The organism is Dickeya parazeae Ech586, from assembly GCF_000025065.1.
Classification (GTDB): Bacteria; Pseudomonadota; Gammaproteobacteria; order Enterobacterales; family Enterobacteriaceae; genus Dickeya; species Dickeya zeae.
Window position 1 is genome coordinate 1,205,418 of sequence record NC_013592.1, and the last position, 18,501, is coordinate 1,223,918.

Below are 18,501 nucleotides of genomic sequence, written 5' to 3' on the forward strand. Positions count from 1 at the left end.
TGCCTTGTCCTGCAGGTAAATTGTCCTGCCGGTAACCCCGCAAGAGCCAGCGCCTGATGCGCTGGCTTTTTTTATGCAGGATCGGTACTGTATCGACTGGTTCTGACCGTGTTTTCCCGTGCTGACAACCTCTACGGTATCCCTTTGAAAGTTATCGCTTCTTTTCAGACTACCCTCAAAGTCTCCCGGTATATGTTCCGGGTGCTGGCGACCACGCTGTGGATTCTGGGTGCGCTGATTTCCGTTTTTTACGTGAACAAGGAACTGAATCAGCGGGAATCGCACCTGCGCCAGATTTTCTCACTCAATTTTGAACAGTCGCTGGGGTATATCCGCCATACTACGGATGTTGCACGTGAATTACGGTATATCGCCGCCAATCGCTTCAGTACTCCGACGTTATCTCGCGAACATCCATCGGCCAAAAAAACGCCGTTTTCTGTTTACCCGTTATCACCCACGTTTAACTGCGCCGAGCAGTACGCAAAGAACCCTACCCAGTTGCAGTCACTGAGCGGTTTCTTTGAGCAGTGGCATGATGATTTTTCGTCGGTGTATGACCTTAACCGTATCTTTTTTATTGATGGCAGCCAGCAATGTCTCGTTGATTTTAGTATCCGCAATCAATCGCTGGATAGCGATAGCCTGTTGAAAAGCGTGCAGGAGCGGTTACAGAACCAGAAATCCAACCTGACCGGCAATCGCCGCGAGGAGAGCCTGTTTTGGGTGACGCCCGGCCCGACGCCGGAAGAGGGGTATCTGTACGCGCTGACACCGGTGTATGTCGATAATCATCTGGTCACCATGATGGGGATAGAGCAGACCATCCGGCTGGATGATTTCATGCTCAATGGCGACCTGCCGTTTAGTATCAGATTACTGGACCAAAATGACCGCGTATTATTGCAACTGACCAATAGTCAGTCTGGCGGCAATATTCCTGGCCGTTATCCCGACTCGAACAATTACTTCGGTTATAGTGATGGGTATAGTGCGCTGTTGATGAAAAAGGCACTACCGCCAACGTCAATGGCGGTGGTGTATTCACTGCCGCTGGAAGTGCTGCTGATGTCGCTCAATACGCTGATGATCAATATCGCGTTGTTGAACCTGATGTCGGCTATCTGTCTGTTTTTATTGACGCGTCTTTTTGAACGCAAGATCTTTTTGCCAGCCGAGCGTAACGCGTTCCAACTGGAAGAAAATGAGCAATTTAACCGTAAAATCGTGGCTTCGGCCCCCGTCGGGATTTGTATTTTAAGGATTAGTGACGGCACCAATATCCTCAGTAATGAGCTGGCGCACAATTACCTCAGCCTCCTGACGTATGAGGACCGGGTACGCATTATTCGTATCATTTGCGAACAGCAGTCCAAATCGCTGGATGTGGTGACCGGGCGCAATCACCATTTGCAAATCAGTTTCGTACACTCACGCTATCGCAACGAGAATGTGGCTATTTGTGTCTTGCTTGACGTCAGCGCCCGGGTGCGTATGGAAGAGTCATTGCAGGAAATGGCGAATGCCGCCGAACAGGCCAGCCAGTCCAAATCGATGTTTTTAGCGACAGTCAGTCATGAACTGCGTACGCCGCTGTATGGGATTATCGGCAACCTGGACTTGCTGCAGACTAAATCGCTGCCCTCGGATGCCAACCGACTGGTGGAAGCAATGCAAAATTCTTCAGCGCTGCTGCTGAAGATCATCAGCGATATCCTTGATTTCTCGAAGATTGAATCGGAACAGTTGAAGATTGAGCCCAGCGAGTTTGCACCGCGTGAGGTGATCAATCACATCGTGAGCAACTATCTGCCGCTGGTGGTGAAAAAGCGCCTCGAGTTGTATTGCTATATCGACCCTCGCGTCCCCTTGCAATTGATGGGAGATGCGGTGCGGCTACAACAGGTGCTGAGTAATCTGCTTAGTAATGCCATCAAGTTCACCGATACCGGTTGTATCGTGTTTCAGGTGGTGTGCAGCGATGAAGGGTATCTGGTGTTTAAAGTGCGGGATACCGGGGTGGGAATCGATACCCGTGCCGTAATGAAGTTGTTTGACCCGTTCTTTCAGGCTGGAACCGGTGTGCAGCGCCATTTTCAGGGGACTGGGTTGGGGCTGGCGATTTGTGAAAAACTGGTCAGCCTGATGGATGGCGACATTACGATTGAATCCGAGCCGGGGCTTGGTAGTGAGTTCGGCATTCGTATTCCGCTTTACCGTGCGAGCTATCCGCAGACATTACCATTACCCGATGTGCAGGGAAAAACCTGCTGGCTACAGATTCGCAATGCGGTGATGGAGCGCTATCTGCTGGATTTACTCCAGTCCTGTGGTCTGGGCGTTCAGCGCTATGAAGAGGAGCTCACGGTAGGCCACGATGACGTGATGATAGTTGACCATCCACCAGAGGTTGAACCGAATACGCACGTCTGTGTGGAAATCAGCGGAACGCATGCCGGCGCTGCTCAGGAGGTCCGGACTGGGTACTGGCTCTACAGTACCGCCGTATTACATGAACTGCCGACGCTGTTGCAGCGTATTTATCGGGGAGAAGAAGCGCTTTCGACGGCAGCATCTTCCCTGTCGACGGTCAGTTACAGTCGTACTGAAAATGGCGATATTCGCCTGCTGGTGGTGGATGATCATCCGATTAACCGTCGGTTGCTGGCTGACCAGCTCGGTTCGCTCGGGTATCAGGTGATTACTGCCAATGACGGGCTGGATGCATTGGACGTGCTGGCGAAAAACCCGGTAGATATTGTCCTTACTGACGTCAACATGCCGAATATGGACGGTTACCGCTTTACTCAGCGGTTGCGGGAGATGGGACAGACACTGCCGGTGATTGGTGTAACGGCTAACGCATTAGCCGAGGAGCGGCAACGCTGCCTGCAGGCCGGGATGGATAATTGCCTGTCCAAACCGGTGACGCTGGATACATTGCAACAGTCACTGTCGTATTACAGTAATCTGGTCAGATTGGGGAACACGGCGTAACGGTATAGCCGTTATGCAGTCTTTGCCGACCTATCACCACGTCACAAAGAAAGAGGGGGTCGGCAAACAAGCCTGTTTGCCGACAAGATGATTACTCTTTGTCAGACGGCGACACGCCGACCGAGGAGAGGTAGTTTAACAACGCAATATCGTTGTCCACGCCCAGTTTGGTCATGGCCGATTTCTTCTGGCTGCTGATAGTCTTAATGCTGCGGTTGAGCTTTCTGGCTATTTCGGTAACCAGGAAGCCTTCGGCAAACAGGCGCAACACTTCACTTTCTTTCGGCGACAGGCGCTTATCGCCATAGCCGCTGGCGCTGATTTTTTCCAGTACCTTGCTGACGCTTTCCGGCGTGAATTTTTTGCCTTTTTGTAACGCGGCCAGTGCTTTGGGCAGGTCAGTCGGTGCCCCTTGCTTCAATACTATCCCTTCGATGTCCAACTCCAATACGGCACTGAGAATAGCCGGGTTGTTGTTCATGGTCAGCACGATGATGGAAAGATGGGGGAAGTGGCGCTTGATATATTTAATTAAGGTAATGCCATCACCGTATTTATCGCCTGGCATGGATAAATCGGTGATCAGGACGCTGGCGTCCAGTTTGGGAAGATGGTTAATCAGGGCTGTCGAGTCTTCGAATTCACCCACGACGTTAACCCATTCAATTTGTTCCAGCGATTTTCTAATGCCGAACAAAACAATAGGATGGTCGTCTGCGATAATTACGTTTAGATTGCTCATTGTTTTTTACTCGTATTGTTGGCCACCAGGCTGCAACAGTGCTGTGACAAAACTGTCTATCTGCTGAAGATGGTCTTCTATCTGCGCACGATCCTGGGTGGTAATAAGCTTTTCCAGCGCTTCACATAACTGCTTGCCGGGATGAAGATTCAACATGGCAAAGACACCCTTCAGGCGGTGTGCGGTTTGCGCGAGTGACAAAAAATCGCCATTTTGGGCTTCAGTATATAGTCTCTTTATGTCCTCCGGTACTGTATCAACAAACAAGGAATAGTAGTCACTGTTGTGTAACTGACGGACATAGAAGCCGATATCATCCTGTTCTTCAGACAGGCCATCATCCGTGTTTGTCTCCAGTTGCTGTTCGATCAGTTTCAGCAGACCGTCCTGCAGCAGTTGGCTGATATTGTAATTGGTACGCAGACGACGGTGCCCCAGCGGGATCAACTGCGTATCGTCACTGGTAACCAGCAACGTATCGCTATTCACCCTGTTGGGATCATCGGTAATCGTGATCTCTGCATCCTGATTCACCAGCCGCTCGTCATAAACCACGACATCCGCGCCCCAATTGCCAGCCATACGGCTCACAATGGTACGAACTTCGTCCGAGGTGATATTCAGAAGCAGTGTGATATCGTCCAATAATTTCTCATCTTCTTGTGCAGGCAGTGGCTCCGGCTGCATTTTCAAGGTCAGCACATACTGGGTACCGAGTCCTGGCCGACTATTGATTTGCAGTTGACCGCCCAGTTTGTTGCACAGTTGATTGCATAAAAATAGGGTTAATCCGGAATTGTGGCGGAAGCGATCGGAAAGTGGGGGGGTGGCGAATGGATGCACCAGATTATCCCGTTCCATACCGGAGATATCCGTGCCAGTGTCGCTGATTCGGATCAGCAACTGATCGGCAGCATGGGCCGACAGCTCGCAAGAGAGGGTAATTTTGCCGTAATCAGTATTGGTGATGGAGTAATCCAACAGTAACGACAGGGTTTTCTTCAGCAATTCGCTGTCGCCCAGATAGGTCTGGCGTGGGTCAAGTTTGTAGTGATTGAACAGCTTAAGCCCTTTTTGCTGGATACGCGGCAGCAGCTCCAGGATTAAATCGTCGAATAACGTTAGTGGTGAAAACGAGCCATGCACCAGATGCCATTCAGCGGTTTCCAGCCGTGCTTGTAGGGCGATGTTTTCCATCAGACGGATAGCACTGCTGGTCTCGGCTATCAGCGTCTGGATCGTTTTCTGCTGCTCTGACGGTGTATCGATGTGACGCAGCGCCAGCGCCAATTGGTGCGCAGCGGACAACGGTTGCCGGAACTCCTGACTCAGGTTACGGAACAGGCGCTTGCGAACCGACACATTCTTGTCGAACTCCCGCTGCGCCAGCTGCAGCCTTTTGGTAATCAGTATTTCCTGATCCTGCTCGCGCAACAGGAACAGGCACAGAGAAGGCGTATGCTGGCTATGAAAAACGCGGACTTCGTACATTTCATTATCCACGGTAGCCTGGATCACCCCTTGATGTTCTTCTGCCAGCGTGGAGATTTTTTTCAGGCTAAGGTGAGGGTAAAGCCTTTCCGCCAGCGCGTTGGCCACCATCACTTTATTGTTGTTGAAATCGTAAACCAGTACGCCTATCGGGATACGGCTGACAATTTCGCTGTACATTCGCTGCTGTTCTTGTAGGTGATGAGACCGGTCATCTTTGGGGCGGGCATAGTAGCGTCGTAACGCGTAAAACCACGCCAGTGAGATAAACAGCAACGCCAGATTGAGCGCAATCAGCCAGATATTATTGCGTAGCATATCCGCCACCAGTCGGCCCAACGGAATGGCATACACCAGCTTAATCGGCGCGTTCATTAACTGGGCGGAGATTTCCAGTAAGGAACCCTGGCGACGAATGTCGGTGGGAATGTCGTTATCAGCGCTGGCGTCGGCGTTGACCGGTGGGGTCTGTTGTCGAAGGATGAAGCTGTCTTGAGATAGCGAGTGAGGAATTAAATCATTGATGGATAAATCAAATGCAATAACCGTGGCCAGATGCCCAGGCTGATTGAAGGTGGTACGCAGCGTAAAATAGTAATCGTTGTAAAAGCGCAGTTTACGCAAGGGGGAAAAACTTTCACGTTCATCCAGCGTATTCGCCTGCTGTAGCATCTCGGCTTTGCGTGACTCCACCATGGATGACAAATAACTACCACGGAATTGCGACGAGATATCTTTCAGCGGCTGGGTGGAAATCATCGTCAGGCTATTGTCCTGCCCGTTGAGGTAGTACATCGAGTAGATATCAGTCTTCGCGCCCCATAACACATCCAGATATTGCGACATCCGTTGCATGGTGCCGAGGGTGCTCTTGTCGTAGGGCCCGAATACTAATGCATCGGTTTTATGACCACTCTTTTCGACATAAAACACGTTCGGCATCAGCGTAATCAGATTGACGCCAGGGGGAGTCGGCGTGCTGGCGTCATTGATGAAGTTTTTGTAGATCTGGTCGGTAAAAAAACGGTAGGCGTCAATACGCTTTTGCATGCCTTGTGCAATGTCTGTCAGGGTGGATTTTTTCTCCGTCATCCAGCTAGTAACATAGTTATAGCTATAGGTGCCGGTCATCAGTAGCAACAACAGGATAAACAGCAGGAAAAAACGCACGATAACCGCAGGCATGACATCAGGCTCCTGATGAACAGATAAAAAGATGAGGACTGACGCTATCTGTCAGTCGTGGCAGGACAACGCCGGGTACCGGCAGCCTCCACGCCATGAATGCCTTCCCTGCGAGGACATGACGGGCAATAAAACCAGCAGCCCGCATGGCGAGGCGCACCGCGTTGTTACCCCACCGCGATGACAGAGCATGTGTGAAAGAACGTAAAAAGGAACCTGAAATCGTATCCATTACTAAATAACTATCGTCACTGAACCTGACAGAAGGGTATTTTTACCACAATTGTGGCGTTTTATCGAAAGGGGAAGTGTGACGACAACCAGAGGGTACAGCCGCTGAAGTGTTAGGTCAGCGGGAAATACGCCACGAATTCTACAATGCGTGTGCAGATAAAAAATGCCGGGAACAACCCGGCAAGGAGAAGGTAATTTATGATAAAACGGAGTGAAATTTGATGATGGCAATGGAATTCTAGGGCCGTCGGTAATAAGAAATTTGTCACTTAATGCTAACTTCACCGGATTGTTTTTCATTCTGTGCGGTAGCGATTTATACCATGGCTGTTTATACAATACGTTGTTTACGCAGTCAGGCGCTTAGGGCTTCTTGCGGTATTCACGTGAGTCGCTACAGGTAAAATAAATACTACCCATTGTTATATGCCAGACGAACAATCAGCGCTTTTATCGATTGATTTATCGCAGGAATAAATAGAAAAAGGCATAAATAGTCAGGATGAAGAAAAACACAATAATCCCTGTTTTTTATAAGGGTAAAAAGAGGTGTTTCATTTTGTGGCAATTTGCGTTACTGACGCAGAATTATTGGGAAACTATTTTAGGCGATTGTGTGGCTAATATGTCGGTAGGCAAACGGAAATCGCAGGCCGTCTGGTTATACAATACCGTTTGGGCAGCTTATGGCGATGCGCTTCACATCGGATGTGTTTAGCGCATCTTGCCAGATTGTGAGCGCAATACAGAAATAATAGGTGAATATGCGGGTTATTACGGGGTAGATATCAAGCTAATGACTTTTTTTTTGTAGGGATAGGCCCGTATAATTCCCTACTTTCAGTTAGGCTATGGGGTGAATGTGTTGCAATTCTCCGACCTGCTGCGCCAGATGCATCAGGCACTCAACGAACCCTTGCCGGAGCAGGCAGGTTTTCATGCGATTACGCTGACCATGTCATTGCAGGACAGTTCGCAATTGCTGGCGTGGCTGGCCTCGCAGCCTGTTTATCCGCAGTTTTACTGGCAGCACCGTCAGGATGATGAAGAAGCAGCGGTGTGTGGTCAGGCGCGTGTGTTTGAGGATGTCGCGCACGCCGAGGCATTTCTGCAACGTCATGATGTGGATGACAGTGTGCGTTTGTGGGGGTTGAACGCCTTTGAACAGCGCCCATCAGGAGCCAACACGTCTTCATTTCTGTTTTTGCCGCGTATTGCCTTATTACGGCAAGGACGGCGCCTTCGTTTGCGGGTGAATTTATTCAGCGACATTTCGCTGCGCGCCGAGGCTCGCGACGCACAGGACTTTCTGCGCCAGCTACACGCTCCTCAACCGTTGCCGCAACTGCATTCCCGCATTGAAGCCACCCAGCATTGTCCGGATCGCCAGCAGTGGATTGCGTTATTGCATCAGGCACTGGCGGATATCGCTGCTGGCAAAATGGAAAAAGTCGTGCCTGCACGAGAGACGGTCTTATCGCTTGATAAGCCTTTGCGGGCAACAACATTAATGGCGGCCAGTCGTGCCGTTAATCACCACTGCTACCATTTTATGCTGGCATTTGCACCGCATCAGGCCTTTCTTGGATCCAGCCCTGAGCGCCTCTATCGCCGACGGCATACCCGTCTGGAAACGGAGGCGCTGGCGGGAACGGTTGCCAGTCACCAGAATGATGAAAAAGCCGCTGAACTGGCAGAGTGGCTGATGAACGATGTCAAAAACCAGTGTGAAAACATGTTGGTAGTGGACGATATCTGCCAGCGGTTGCATCAGGTTGCGTTGACGCTGGATGTGATGCCGCCGGAGATTGTGCGTTTACGCAAGGTCCAGCATTTACGGCGAACAATTCAGGCGACTCTGCGCAGTAGTACGGATAGCGAGTGTCTGTATTTATTGCAACCGACTGCGGCTGTGGCCGGGTTGCCGCGTGCTGTAGCCCGGACATTTCTGGCTCAACATGAGCCGTTTCAGCGTGGCTGGTATGCCGGTTCGGCCGGGTATTTGTCGCGCCAGCAGTCTGAATTTAGCGTAGCGTTGCGTTCCGCCAGCGTGGCTGAGAGTCAAGTGACGCTATATGCTGGCGCGGGAATCGTGGCGGGATCTGATCCTGAGCAAGAATGGCAGGAGCTGGAGAATAAGGCTGCCGGGTTAAAATCGTTGCTGGACGAGGCTATTTCATAGCGCGATTTATTGCCTGTTACTGGCCTATATCAAAGTTGGCCGGATGAAAAAAAATATAATTATTGCCACAACCCGCAACCGGAGTTGTTGAGTCGATCATGTCCACACATATTTTTAACCGTCGCTGGGCAACGGTGGTTTTCGAGGCGCTCAGCCATCAAGGCGTGCGCCATGTCTGTATTGCGCCCGGATCACGTTCGACCCCGTTAACGCTGGCGGCGGCCTCGCATCCGGCGCTGGTATGCCATACCCATTTTGACGAGCGTGGTCTTGGTCATCTGGCATTGGGGCTGGCTAAGGCCTCAGGTGAAGCCGTGGCGGTGGTGGTGACGTCCGGTACGGCGGCCGCCAATCTTTATCCTGCGATCATTGAAGCGGGATTGACCGGCGAACGGCTGGTCATACTGACGGCGGATCGCCCACCGGAGCTTATCGATTGCGGCGCGAATCAGGCGATTCGGCAACCCGGTATGTTTGCTTCTCACCCGACGGTGACACTGGAATTGCCGCGTCCTACCCCAGATATTCCCGCTCGCTGGCTGGTGTCTGCACTCGATAATGCGTTGGGGGAATTACACCACGGTGCATTGCATATTAACTGCCCCTTCGCTGAGCCGTTATACGGTGATGACGATCCGGCCGCGTTTCAGGACTGGTTACAGGCGCTGGGCGACTGGTGGCATCACCCCCAGCCGTGGTTACAGCATGAACAGACATTGCCGATGGTGCCAATGCAGCCAGACTGGCCGCAATGGCGGCAGCGGCGTGGTGTCGTGCTGGTCGGGCGAGTGCCGCCACAGGCTGGTGTTCAGATAGCTGATTGGGCGCGTCAGCTCGGCTGGCCGCTTATCGGCGATGTCTTATCGCAGACAGGCCAACCGCTGGCCTGCGCCGATGTGTGGCTAAAGCACCCGCAGGCGGACGCGTTGCGTCAGGCTGACATGGTGGTGCAATTTGGCGCCAGCCTGACCGGTAAACGACTGTTGCAGTGGCAGGCGACAATAGCACCTGAACAGTATTGGTTGGTTGATGCCCTGCCGGGGCGGCTCGATCCTGCCCACCATCGTGGGCGTCGTCTGGTTGCCGATATTTCCGACTGGCTGGCTGCTCATCCAGTGGCAGTACAGCCTGCCTGGGCACCGGAGGTGGAATCTTGCGCGGCACGGGTTGCCTGCCAGGTTGCCACCCGCTTATCCAGTGGTTTCGGTGAGGCGCAACTGGCACATCGCGTAACGGAACTGCTGCCGCCAGAAGGGCAATTTTTTGTCGGCAACAGCCTGACGGTCAGACTGGTGGATGCGTTTGCCCGTTTACCTGCTGGGTATCCGGTGTACGCCAACCGTGGCGCCAGCGGTATTGATGGACTGCTGTCGACGCTGGCTGGCGTACAGCGTGCTAACGCCCGGCCGATGCTGGCAATTGTCGGTGACCTGTCGGCGCTGTATGACCTCAATGGGTTGGCATTATTGCGCCAGCCACCTGCGCCACTGGTGCTGGTGGTGGTAAACAATAATGGCGGGCAGATTTTCTCGTTATTGCCGACCCCAGAAGCTCAACGCGAAACCTTCTATTGCATGCCACAGCAGGTGGATTTCCGCCATGCGGCGGCGCTGTTTGGGCTGCGTTATGCCAGGGCGCAGCAATGGTCAGACGTGCAGGAAGCTGTCAGCAATGGGTGGCGGTTGGGTGGCACGACATTGCTTGAAGTGGTAGTCGAGCCCAAAGCAGGGGCTGAAACACTGCAACAGCTACTGGCTGAGGTGTCGACGTGGTAATGCATTGCCGTCGTCTGGGGCAGCCACAGCCGGGAAAACCCTGGCTGGTGGTGCTGCACGGACTGCTCGGCAGTGGTGAGGACTGGCAACCGGTGCTGCCGTATTTAACCGACTTTTCGTTGCTGCTGGTGGATTTACCGGGGCACGGCGAGTCCCGGCTGTTAACGGTGGCTGATTTCGCCGATGTCAGTCAGCAGTTGACCGTGTTGCTAGCGCAACAGGGCGTAGCCGGGTATTGGTTGCTGGGGTATTCGCTGGGCGGTCGCATTGCCATGTACCACGCCTGTCAGGGCGCGGCGGGTGGGTTGCAGGGGCTGTTGGTGGAAGGCGGGCATCCGGGGTTGGCATCGCCAGACGAACGCGAGGCTCGACAGCAGCATGATGCCAACTGGGCGCGGCGTTTTCGCGCTGAGCCGCTCGATAGCGTACTGGCGGATTGGTATCAGCAACCCGTTTTTGCCCAGTTATCGCCAGTGCAGCGCACGGCATTGATAACACTGCGCAGCAGTAACCACGGGCCTGCCGTCGCCGATATGCTGGAAGCGACATCCTTGTCTCGTCAGCCTTGTCTGATTGACGCATTGCATCAGTTACAGGTTCCATTCGGTTACCTTTGTGGTAGCCAGGACACAAAATTTCAGGCGCTGGCCACTCAGCATCGCTTACCGCTGCTGAGTGTGGAGGGTGCCGGGCACAACGCTCATCATGCGAATCCGTCAGGTTATGCCGACCGGGTTCGCCAGTTTATTTCGTATCCCGAAAGGAAGATCCACTATGCTTTATCCCAGTGAAGAACTGCTTTACGCACCGGTAACATGGCACGATTGCAGCGGGGATTTTGTCGATATTCTCTATCACAAGTCGACCGACGGCATCGCCAAAATCACCATCAATCGTCCTCAGGTGCGCAATGCGTTTCGCCCGCAAACGGTAAAGGAGATGATTCAGGCGCTGGACAATGCCCGTCATGACGATGGTATTGGCGTCATCGTCCTGACAGGTGCCGGTGAGAAAGCCTTCTGTTCCGGTGGCGATCAGAAAGTCCGTGGCGATTACGGCGGTTACCAGGACGATAGCGGCGTTCATCACCTGAATGTGCTGGACTTTCAGCGTCAAATTCGTACCTGTCCGAAGCCGGTCGTGGCGATGGTGGCCGGGTATTCCATTGGTGGCGGCCATGTGCTGCACATGATGTGCGATCTGACCATCGCGGCGGACAATGCCATTTTTGGTCAGACTGGGCCGCGTGTCGGTTCTTTTGACGGTGGTTGGGGCGCGTCCTACATGGCGCGTATCGTGGGGCAGAAAAAAGCCCGTGAAATCTGGTTCCTGTGCCGTCAGTATGACGCTCAACAGGCGCTGGATATGGGCCTGGTTAACACCGTGGTGCCGCTGGCTGAACTGGAGCGAGAAACCGTGCGTTGGTGCCGTGAGATGTTGCAAAACAGCCCGATGGCGCTGCGTTGCCTGAAAGCGGCGCTGAATGCAGACTGCGACGGGCAGGCGGGCTTGCAGGAATTGGCGGGCAACGCCACGATGCTGTTCTACATGACGGATGAAGGGCAGGAAGGCCGTAATGCCTTTAATGAAAAACGTCAGCCTGATTTCAGCAAATTCAAACGGAACCCCTGATGCGCGAGGCTACCCTCTATCGTTACAGCGTGCCGATGGACGCTGGGGTGGTGTTGCGTAACCAGCGTCTGAAAAACCGTGATGGGCTGCTGCTTCGCTTGCGTGATGGCGAGCGCGAAGGGTGGGGTGAGATAGCGCCGCTACCGCAGTTCAGCGTGGAAACGCTTGAAGAGGCATTCAATACGGCGCAGGTGCCGTTACAACATTGGCTGGCTGGGCAAACACCGGATGAATGTGGGATGCCGTCGGTGGATTTCGGCGTCAGTTGCGCGTTGGCAGAATTGGCCGGGGCGTTACCCGACGCGGCAGATTACCGTAAGGCTCCGCTGTGTAGTGGCGATCCGGATGAGCTGTTTGCCATGTTGCAGCACCTGCCCGAGCCGCTGGCAAAGGTGAAAGTCGGGCTGTATGAGGCAGTACGTGACGGTATGATCGTCAATCTGTTGCTGGAAGCCTTGCCTGATTTGCGGTTGCGTCTGGATGCGAACCGTAGCTGGACACGGCAGAAGGCTGACGGCTTTGCCCGCTATGTCACACCGGCTTATCGTGCCCGCATCGCTTTTCTGGAAGAGCCGTGTAAAACGCGTGACGAGTCACGCGATTTCGCCAGGGACACCGGTATTGCTATCGCCTGGGATGAAAGCGTGCGTGAGCCGGGGTTTCAGGTGCAAGCGGAGCCGGGTGTGGCGGCGATTATCATCAAACCTTCACTCACTGGCAGTCTGAGCCGTTGTCGACAACTGGCTGAGCAGGCGCATCAGGCCGGTTTGACGGCGGTTATCAGTTCCAGCATTGAATCCAGTCTGGGGTTGACGCAGCTGGCACGGGTGGCGCATTGGCTGACGCCGGGAGTGCTACCGGGGCTGGATACGTTGGACCTGATGCAGGCGCAGGTCGTTCGCGCCTGGCCTGATAGTACGTTACCGCTGATGACGGTAGACCGTCTGGAGCAGGTATGGCAGGCCTGAGCGACTGGCCCTGGCGAAGCTGGGCGGTATCGCAGCCGATGGCCCCGGCGCTGATAGACGACAGCGGAATCTGGACCTGGCAGCAGGTAGCAACACATCTGAATCAACTGGCGATCGGTTTCGTGCGTCAGGGGGTTAAGCCGGGGATGGGGGTCGCACTGCGCGGTAAAAACAGCACCACGATGCTGTTTTGTTATCTGGCGTTGTTGCAGTGCGGCGCACGTCTGTTGCCGCTGAATCCCCAACTGCCGGATACGCTGCTGGATGCGTTGTTGCCGTCACTGAATATCGAGTATGGGTTGTGTACCGGCGAACACGGTTGGCCGCAAGGCATCATGCCGTTACATGTGCCGTCACCCCTGTCAGCACCAGAGATGCCGCCACCGCTGCCATGGGCGGCGCAACGGCTGGCGACCATGACTCTAACCTCCGGTTCCAGCGGCATGCCGAAAGCCGCGGTGCATACCTGTGAAGCGCATCTTGCCAGCGCGGAAGGTGTGCTGGCGTTGATGGCGTTCAGTGCTGGCGATCGCTGGCTGCTGTCGCTGCCGCTGTTTCATGTGTCCGGACAGGGGATCGTCTGGCGCTGGCTGGCCGCCGGTGCGTCACTGGTCGTGAAACCAGACCAGCCGCTGGATGTCGCGTTGCGCGTGTGCACCCATGCCTCTCTGGTGCCTACCCAGCTCTGGCGTTTGTTGTCGCAGAATCGTTCACCGGTAAGCCTGCGGGCGGTCTTGCTGGGTGGTTCGATGATCCCGGCAGAGCTGATGCAACAGGCCGAAGCGCGGGGGATCCGCTGCTGGTGTGGCTACGGTCTTACCGAACTGGCATCGACAGTCTGCGCCAAGCGCGCGGACGGCCATGACGGCGTTGGGTTACCACTGGCTGGTCGTGAGATTATGCTGGAGGGTGAGGAGATCTTGCTGCGTGGCCGTTGTCTGGCGTTGGGGTACTGGCGCGAAGGGCGGGTCAACCCGCTTACTGACGCGAAAGGCTGGTTTCATACCCGTGATCGCGGCCAGTGGAATGGTCGCGAATGGCGAATTCTGGGGCGGCTGGATAATCAGTTTTTCAGCGGGGGTGAAGGTATTCAACCCGAGGATGTGGAAGCCGTGCTGATGCAACATCCGGATGTGACCTACGCGTGCGTGGTGCCCGTGGATGACCCCGAGTTCGGTCAGCGTCCGGTGGCGGTGGTTGAGGTGGCGAACAATCTGCCGCTGTCGCAATTAGTTGCGTGGTGGCAATCCCGGCTGGCGGGGTTTCAACGTCCGATAGCCTGTTACCTGTTGCCGGACGAATTGAAAAACGGCGGGATAAAAATCTCCCGTCAACAGGTGAAAGCCTGGGTGGAACAGCAACCGCGCAGCCTGGCATAACCGCCTGATTCCCAGCCCAATCGTATTACGCTTGCGGTTATTTACGCTTTTGGCCGCTGAATATTCGGGTAAAATGCCTGTTAACATTATCGTGCTATGCGCGTTTAACTTAATCGTATTAAGGATTATAGATATGAAAAAGTGGGGTATTGCTTTGGCGGGAGGTTTGCTGCTGGCGACGGTTTCCGCTCATGCCATCAGTCTTTCCGGGGAAGCAGGACGAAATTACACCGGTGCCAGCGCAGGTTTCGGTCTGGGCATGCCCGGTTTGTCTGGTAATGTCGGCTGGGGTCATGATGACAAACACAGTAACGACGTTTACAGCGCCGGTGTGGATTATACCTTCGCCTTGAGTAATGCGTCGCTGAAAGTCGGTGCCAAAGGGCTTTATCTGAACCAGAATCGTTTTAAAGACGGTTATGGCGTGGCGCTGGGTGGCGGATTGCAGGTACCGATGACCAGTTCTATTTCCCTGTACGGTGAAGGGTATTACTCGCCGGACGCGTTCTCCAGCCACGTTGATCACTATGTGGAAGCCCGTGGTGGCGTGCGTTGGCAGCCGTTCCGTCCGTTATCGTTGGATGTCGGTTATCGCTATATCAATATGGCGTCTGGCGAATCCAGCAACGATAACCGTGTCGCGGATACCGCTTACGTTGGCGTGGGGCTGAATTTCTAATCCCATTATCAATCTGTACACACTGTCGGTGTGTATAAACAGTCGATTTGTACAAGCGATCGATTTTTAAAAACAAAAGGCGTGCTGAGTCACGCCTTTTGTCTTTTTATCCGGTGACACGTTTTGCCCGCTAACGCGTTTATCAGGCAAAACGCACCATTGTGTTTATAGCGACGAATTTCTAAAGTGGTGTGAAACCATCATAAGGAGTGCCGTGGATGCTTAGGGTTGAGATGTTATGTACCGGCGATGAAGTCCTGCACGGGCAGATTGTGGATACCAACGCCGCCTGGCTGGCGGATTACCTGTTTTCACAGGGTGTGCCGATGACCAGCCGCATGACGGTGGGCGATAAGCTCGAAGAACTGGTCGCCGCGTTAACCGAGCGTAGCCAGCGAGCTGACGTACTGATCGTCAATGGTGGGTTGGGCCCGACCAGTGATGATCTCAGCGCGCTGGCGGCCGCTACCGCTGCCGGAGAAACGCTGGTTGAACATCCTGAATGGCTCGTCCGGATGGAGGCCTTTTTCACCGAGCGTGGCCGTGTTATGGCCGATAGTAACCGCAAACAGGCACAACTGCCTGCCAGTGCGGAACTGGTGGATAACCCGGTCGGTACCGCCTGTGGGTTTGCCATGCAACTGAACCGGTGTCTGATGTTTTTCACCCCCGGCGTGCCTTCTGAATTTAAAGTGATGGTGGAGCAGCAGATTCTACCGCGTCTTCGCCAGCGTTTTACGGTAGCTGAACCGCCACTGTGCCTGCGGCTGACCACCTTTGGGCGCTCCGAAAGCGACTTGGCCAGCCAGCTTGACAGCTTGCCGTTACCACCAGACGTCGTGCTGGGGTATCGCTCCTCGATGCCGATAATCGAGCTGAAACTCACTGGCCCCGCAGCCCGGCGTCAGGAGATGGAAGCGGTGTGGCAAACAGTGCGTGACGTGGCTGGCGAAAATATGATTTTCGAGGGCACGGAGGGGTTACCTGCGCAATTGGCCCGACGCCTTCGCGAGCGTGGGCTGCGTCTGGCGGTGGCGGAAGACTTCACCGCCGGTTTGCTTAACTGGCAGTTACGCGAGGCGGAGGTCCCGCTATCCGGCGGTGAGTTACGGTTGGAGAAGACCGCATTAACGCTGGATGATGCTGCCGGAGAGACGCTAACGCTGGCAGAGCGTCATCAGGCGCAATTAGCGTTATATGTGGGGCGTTCTGAGGAAGATGGGGTGCTGACGCTGGCGTTGCATACCCCAGAAGGGACATTTGCCCAGACCATTCAGGTGAATGCGCGACGCTATAGCCGCAAAACCCATCAGGATGTGGTGGCGATGTTGGCGATGAATATGCTGCGCCGCTGGTTTAACGGCTGGCCAGTGTATGGCGGTCATGGCTGGATAAGCGTGCTGGCGACGCGCTAATCTGCCACTTGGGAAAACGAAAGCGGGGGCCGTGGCCCCCGTCGTTAGCGTCAGAAATTCGCCAAGGATCAGTACAACAAGGATCAGTACAACAAAGAGTACAACTGACGGCGGTATCGGGCAGCCAGTGCATCGCCAGTACCCAGTGCTGCCATGATATCCATCAGTGTCTTGCGGGCACTGCCATCGGCCGCCGCCAGATCTTTTTTCAGCAAGCCCATCAGCAGTTCCAGCGCTTCTTCGTTACGCCCGACCTGATGCAGTTGCAGACTCAGCTGTACCGCCAGTTCCTGATTATCCGGCGACGCGGCCAGTTGCTGTTGGAGGTGCTGAATCTCCGGTGTATCCGCCGCTTGTTTCATCAATTCGATTTGCGCCACCAGCCCATGATAACGGGTGTCCTGATCCTGCAGTGGGATCGTATCCAGCACCGCTTGCGCATCCTCGGAGCGATTGAGTTGGATCTGCACTTCCGCTAGCAACAGTGCGATGTCGCTGCGCTTGGTGTCCAACTGCCAGGCGTCTTTCAACAGAACCACCGCTTCTTTTAACTGGTTTTCCTGAATCAGCTGCTGCGCCTGCGCCAGTTTGAGGTCTTCAGCTTTCGGCAAGACACGTTGCAGCAGGTCGCGGATGACGTCTTCCGGTTGTGGACCCTGGAAACCGTCTACGGGCTGACCGTCCTTGAACAGATACACCGTTGGAATAGCGCGCAGACCGAACTGTGCCGCCACACGCTGCTCAGCATCGCAGTCTACTTTCGCCAGGATAAACTGACCGGCATACTCCGCCGCCAGTTTGTCCAGCACAGGGCCCAGTTGCTGGCAATGAGTACTGCGTTCAGACCAGAAGTAAAACAGCACCGGGGCGCTCATGGATTGTTCCAGCACCTGATGCAAATTGGTCTCGTTGATATCAATCACGTTGGCGTGTTGTTCAAACATGTCATTCTCTCTCAGCCTTTTTAGCCATTATGGGGGTGATGTCCGACACTTCAACCCCGAATCAGGATTTTGTCCGCAGCAGATGGTCAAGCACGCAGCCCGGTAGCACGCGACGCAGTACGGTAATGCCATGGGCAAGCAACGTGACCGGATAGCGTAATTTCGGGCGTGGACTTTCCAGCGCGTGAATCAATTTCGGCAGCACGGCTTGCGGTGGCAGCGTGAAACGGCTGGCGATACCAGGGTTGGTGACCGGTTTATCCTGTTGCGTCTGCGCCACATTGTCGGTGAATCGGGTACTGATGGGGCCGGGTTCGATCAACGATACATGTATACCACTGCCGTGTAGTTCCATACGCAAGGCGTCGGACCAGGCTTCCAGCGCGTATTTACTGGCCGCGTAAGCGCCTCGCCCTGGGGTGGAGATGAGTCCCATGACCGAGCTGGTCTGGATAATTCGTCCTTCGCCGTGCGGCAACATGGCGGGCAGCAACAGCTGGGTTAACTGGTGGGTGCCAAACAGATTACTGGAAAACTGCTGTTCCAGTTGCTGACGGGAGATGGTGTTAAGCGGCCCGTACAGCCCGTAACCGGCGTTGTTGAACAAGCCGTAGAGCTGGTTGCCGGTCAGGGCAATCACGATATCCGCCGCTTGCCTGACGCTGGCGCTGTTGTCGAGATCCAGGTCAATCCCTTCAAAGCCCAGCGAATTCATGCGCGCCACATCCTGATGACGGCGGCAGGCCGCCAGTACGCGATAGCCGCGTTGTTGCAAACATTGAGCGGCAATCAGGCCAATGCCGCTGGAGCAACCGGTAATCAAAACCGCTTTTTGCATAACTTTACCTAACGAAAACGCTTAAATATCAAGAGTCGTG

General features: G+C 54.4%; 13 protein-coding genes. 9 read left to right on the forward strand and 4 right to left on the reverse strand.

Annotated features, from left to right (window positions below; genetic code table 11):
• Positions 1 to 108 precede the first annotated feature (108 nt).
• Positions 109 to 2,997, forward strand: coding sequence for a two-component system sensor histidine kinase RcsC (gene rcsC, locus DD586_RS05400; RefSeq protein WP_012883806.1), 2,889 nt, complete (start codon positions 109 to 111; stop codon positions 2,995 to 2,997).
• Positions 2,998 to 3,088: 91 nt separating this feature from the next.
• Here the strand turns inward: rcsC and rcsB are convergent, their stop codons facing one another.
• Both rcsB and rcsD read right to left on the reverse strand, forming a co-directional pair.
• Positions 3,089 to 3,739, reverse strand: a complete 651-nt coding sequence (gene rcsB / locus DD586_RS05405; protein ID WP_012883807.1) for a response regulator transcription factor RcsB — start codon at positions 3,737 to 3,739, stop codon at positions 3,089 to 3,091.
• Between the two features lie 6 nt (positions 3,740 to 3,745).
• Complete coding sequence (gene rcsD, locus DD586_RS05410) at positions 3,746 to 6,415, reverse strand: phosphotransferase RcsD (protein WP_012883808.1); 2,670 nt, start codon at positions 6,413 to 6,415, stop codon at positions 3,746 to 3,748.
• A gap of 1,090 nt (positions 6,416 to 7,505) precedes the next feature.
• Here rcsD and menF point away from each other — a divergent pair.
• From menF to DD586_RS05455, 8 genes are all read left to right on the forward strand, one after another.
• Entirely contained in the window at positions 7,506 to 8,831 is a 1,326-nt protein-coding gene (menF, locus tag DD586_RS05420) for an isochorismate synthase MenF (RefSeq protein ID WP_012883809.1), read from the forward strand.
• Between the two features lie 98 nt (positions 8,832 to 8,929).
• Complete coding sequence (gene menD, locus DD586_RS05425; protein WP_012883810.1) at positions 8,930 to 10,606, forward strand: 2-succinyl-5-enolpyruvyl-6-hydroxy-3-cyclohexene-1-carboxylic-acid synthase; 1,677 nt, start codon at positions 8,930 to 8,932, stop codon at positions 10,604 to 10,606.
• On the forward strand, positions 10,606 to 11,397 hold the full coding sequence (gene menH / locus DD586_RS05430; protein ID WP_041164316.1) for a 2-succinyl-6-hydroxy-2,4-cyclohexadiene-1-carboxylate synthase: 792 nt from the start codon (positions 10,606 to 10,608) through the stop codon (positions 11,395 to 11,397). The genes menD and menH overlap by 1 nt, the downstream gene beginning before the upstream one ends.
• Complete coding sequence (gene menB, locus DD586_RS05435; RefSeq protein ID WP_012883812.1) at positions 11,381 to 12,238, forward strand: 1,4-dihydroxy-2-naphthoyl-CoA synthase; 858 nt, start codon at positions 11,381 to 11,383, stop codon at positions 12,236 to 12,238. The genes menH and menB overlap by 17 nt, the downstream gene beginning before the upstream one ends.
• Positions 12,238 to 13,206, forward strand: a complete 969-nt coding sequence (menC, locus tag DD586_RS05440) for an o-succinylbenzoate synthase (protein ID WP_012883813.1) — start codon at positions 12,238 to 12,240, stop codon at positions 13,204 to 13,206. Before menB ends, menC begins: the two co-directional genes overlap by 1 nt.
• Complete coding sequence (gene menE / locus DD586_RS05445) at positions 13,194 to 14,585, forward strand: o-succinylbenzoate--CoA ligase (protein ID WP_012883814.1); 1,392 nt, start codon at positions 13,194 to 13,196, stop codon at positions 14,583 to 14,585. Before menC ends, menE begins: the two co-directional genes overlap by 13 nt.
• Before the next feature lie 133 nt (positions 14,586 to 14,718).
• Positions 14,719 to 15,264 (forward strand): YfaZ family outer membrane protein, encoded by a 546-nt coding sequence (locus tag DD586_RS05450; RefSeq protein WP_012883815.1) that lies wholly within the window; start codon positions 14,719 to 14,721, stop codon positions 15,262 to 15,264.
• Positions 15,265 to 15,482: 218 nt separating this feature from the next.
• The gene (locus DD586_RS05455; RefSeq protein WP_012883816.1) at positions 15,483 to 16,679 is read left to right on the forward strand and encodes a nicotinamide mononucleotide deamidase-related protein YfaY; all 1,197 of its coding nucleotides are present in this window, start codon (positions 15,483 to 15,485) and stop codon (positions 16,677 to 16,679) included.
• A gap of 83 nt (positions 16,680 to 16,762) precedes the next feature.
• Here the strand turns inward: DD586_RS05455 and DD586_RS05460 are convergent, their stop codons facing one another.
• Positions 16,763 to 17,623 (reverse strand): thioredoxin family protein, encoded by an 861-nt coding sequence (locus tag DD586_RS05460; RefSeq protein ID WP_012883817.1) that lies wholly within the window; start codon positions 17,621 to 17,623, stop codon positions 16,763 to 16,765.
• 61 nt (positions 17,624 to 17,684) lie between these two features.
• A complete protein-coding gene (locus DD586_RS05465; protein WP_012883818.1) occupies positions 17,685 to 18,461 on the reverse strand; it encodes an SDR family oxidoreductase in 777 nt (258 codons plus the stop codon).
• Positions 18,462 to 18,501 lie beyond the last annotated feature (40 nt).

Coding starts and splice junctions, on each gene's coding strand:
- DD586_RS05455 (WP_012883816.1), top strand. CDS start 15,483: ATGCTTAGGGTTGAGATGTTATGTACCGGCGATGAAGTCCTGCACGGG.
- menB (WP_012883812.1), top strand. CDS start 11,381: ATGCTTTATCCCAGTGAAGAACTGCTTTACGCACCGGTAACATGGCAC.
- DD586_RS05465 (WP_012883818.1), bottom strand. CDS start 18,461: ATGCAAAAAGCGGTTTTGATTACCGGTTGCTCCAGCGGCATTGGCCTG.
- DD586_RS05450 (WP_012883815.1), top strand. CDS start 14,719: ATGAAAAAGTGGGGTATTGCTTTGGCGGGAGGTTTGCTGCTGGCGACG.
- menE (WP_012883814.1), top strand. CDS start 13,194: ATGGCAGGCCTGAGCGACTGGCCCTGGCGAAGCTGGGCGGTATCGCAG.
- rcsB (WP_012883807.1), bottom strand. CDS start 3,739: ATGAGCAATCTAAACGTAATTATCGCAGACGACCATCCTATTGTTTTG.
- menC (WP_012883813.1), top strand. CDS start 12,238: ATGCGCGAGGCTACCCTCTATCGTTACAGCGTGCCGATGGACGCTGGG.
- DD586_RS05460 (WP_012883817.1), bottom strand. CDS start 17,623: ATGTTTGAACAACACGCCAACGTGATTGATATCAACGAGACCAATTTG.
- menH (WP_041164316.1), top strand. CDS start 10,606: ATGCATTGCCGTCGTCTGGGGCAGCCACAGCCGGGAAAACCCTGGCTG.
- menD (WP_012883810.1), top strand. CDS start 8,930: ATGTCCACACATATTTTTAACCGTCGCTGGGCAACGGTGGTTTTCGAG.
- rcsD (WP_012883808.1), bottom strand. CDS start 6,415: ATGCCTGCGGTTATCGTGCGTTTTTTCCTGCTGTTTATCCTGTTGTTG.